The sequence below is a fragment of the Collinsella aerofaciens genome (assembly GCF_902501475.1).
Classification (GTDB): Bacteria; Actinomycetota; Coriobacteriia; order Coriobacteriales; family Coriobacteriaceae; genus Collinsella; species Collinsella aerofaciens_AL.
The window spans coordinates 1-2,045 of record NZ_CABWIF010000037.1 but is presented as its reverse complement, the minus strand read 5'-3'; the positions used below and the strand labels follow the sequence as shown (position 1 = coordinate 2,045).

Genomic DNA, 2,045 nt, shown 5'->3' with positions numbered 1-2,045 from the left:
CATCTTGCAATCTCCGGAACGGTGATTGGGCGAAACGCAGTGTAGACGTGGAATGAGAGGCCTCATTCCAAGCGAGAGGCCTCGCGGCGTTGTAACTGCGTGAAGACCGTGAGCGGAAGCGAATTTTTAACGCGAAGGATGCTGAGTGTTAGAAGTTCGCTGTAGCGAGAGCGGAGCGGAAATGCGAATGCGAGGGATGCCGAGTGTTTGCATTTTTGCGAAGCGGGTTTGCGGCGCCCGCGACGCAAACATTCGACTTCGTCGAATCGTTTTCATGGCGTTTGCGAAAAAGTTGAGACAGCTTTCGACAATTTCAATGGCGCGGAGAGTCATTAGCGTGACTCGCAGCGCTGTTGGATTTGTCGAAAGCTGACGCGGCTCGCATTACGAATCGAATGGCGAGTCGATTTTCATGCGGCGTGCACACACGCCTACGATCGCGACCGATGGTCGCTATCTATTTTCAAAACTCGCGTTTTGTTTTGACGCGATATGAAATGCGATATGAAAAAACGAAACGCCCGCGCGAGTCGTTTTGACTTTTGCGCGGGCGCGATTCGATTCAAATGAAAATCAAGACGGTGAGTTTTTGAGTTTCGCGGTTTAGATCTCAGAAAACAGATTTAGAAACTGCGGCGTCGATTTCACTTCGCCCGCAGCATTACGGCGCAAGAACATCCAAGGGAACAACTTGGACACCGCGGTCGGTAACATAGGCTTGTGAGCCAAATCCAATAATCGCTACTTTAGAAACCGGCGGGGTGTTTCCAGCAGCAACCATACGTTCCTCGACAGCAACAAGATTGTCAGATGCCTCTTCTATTTGAGCAGAGCTGAGTTTAACTTCGACCGGGATCCAGGTCCCACCAGGAGCCGCAATGACTGCATCGACCTCTAGATCACGAGAATCGTGATAGTGATAGAGACTCATTCCGTTTGCTCGCGCATAGACCCACAAATCATGGAGCGCCAGCGATTCAAAAAGTAGTCCAAGCGTCTTGAAATCTAACAGCAAAGTCTCCGGAGTCGCCCCGAGCGCAGCGGCCGCCAGTGACGGGTCAGCAAGATGATGCTTCTTTGATTCTCTTAAGTGCACCGGAGATCTCATTGCTGGATTCCACGCGGGAATATCGCGAACGAAGCTAACCCGTGCGAGAAGAGATATATACGATGCCGCCGTTTGTCTCGACACTTCTCCACCAAGATCAGCTACGAGCGTCTTGAGTGTCGCCAAAGTGGATTCATTACGCGCAAGCGATTCGATGACAGCTTTGACCTTTTCGGGATCGCGTCGAGAGCCATCAACACGAGACAAATCTTCTTCGGCGACTATGCCGATGTAACGTTTCGCCATCGCCGACGCAGCCAGCGCATCGCGACCGACCGCCGCGGGCCATCCACCACGGACAACGCACTCGGCAATCGAGGCAGAATCCAACGACCCGAAAGCGCCATTGAACTTTTCGCCAGAAATAATGCCCGACAGCTTAACCGCGCCGCTAGATTTCCCAAGTTCGAAAAGCGTCATGGTATCCATGCGCAATTTAGCGAACCTTCCAGCGCCACTGTGCATCGGCCGCTCATTGTCTCGCGGCGTCGCCGACCCCGTAAATATGAACTGGCCAGGCTCGCCGCCGCGGTTGTCGCACTCAAACCGCGCCGCGTCCCAAAGTTTCGGAACCTCCTGCCATTCGTCGATCAGCCGCGGCACCTCGCCGGAAACGGCAAGCGCCGGGTCCGTCTCGGCACGCAAGCGATTCTCGAAGTTGCGCGACGGGTCCATGAGAAGGAGCCTGGACGCCGCACGGGTCCCGGCTGTGGTTGTCTTTCCACACCATTTCGGTCCTTCGATGAGAACGGCACCGAATATCCCCAGCATCTGGTCGAGCTCATTTTCGATAATTCGAGTGTAGTACTTTTTTGGCATGTTTTTCACCATTGATTACCAGCGCGTTTAACTAAATTTACCATTTTCATTTAACCAGATTTTGCTTTTTTGATTAACCAGATTTACGCATTTCAGTTAACGAAACAGATTAAACATG

The 2,045-nt window shown here is 52.5% G+C and carries 1 protein-coding gene; it reads right to left on the bottom strand.

Features of this window, described 5'->3' with window-relative positions:
- Nucleotides 1–661: 661 nt before the first annotated feature.
- Nucleotides 662–1,927: an ATP-binding protein gene (locus tag GDJ93_RS07180; RefSeq protein WP_193221484.1), complete on the bottom strand. Its 1,266-nt coding sequence runs from the start codon at nt 1,925–1,927 to the stop codon at nt 662–664.
- Nucleotides 1,928–2,045: the final 118 nt, after the last annotated feature.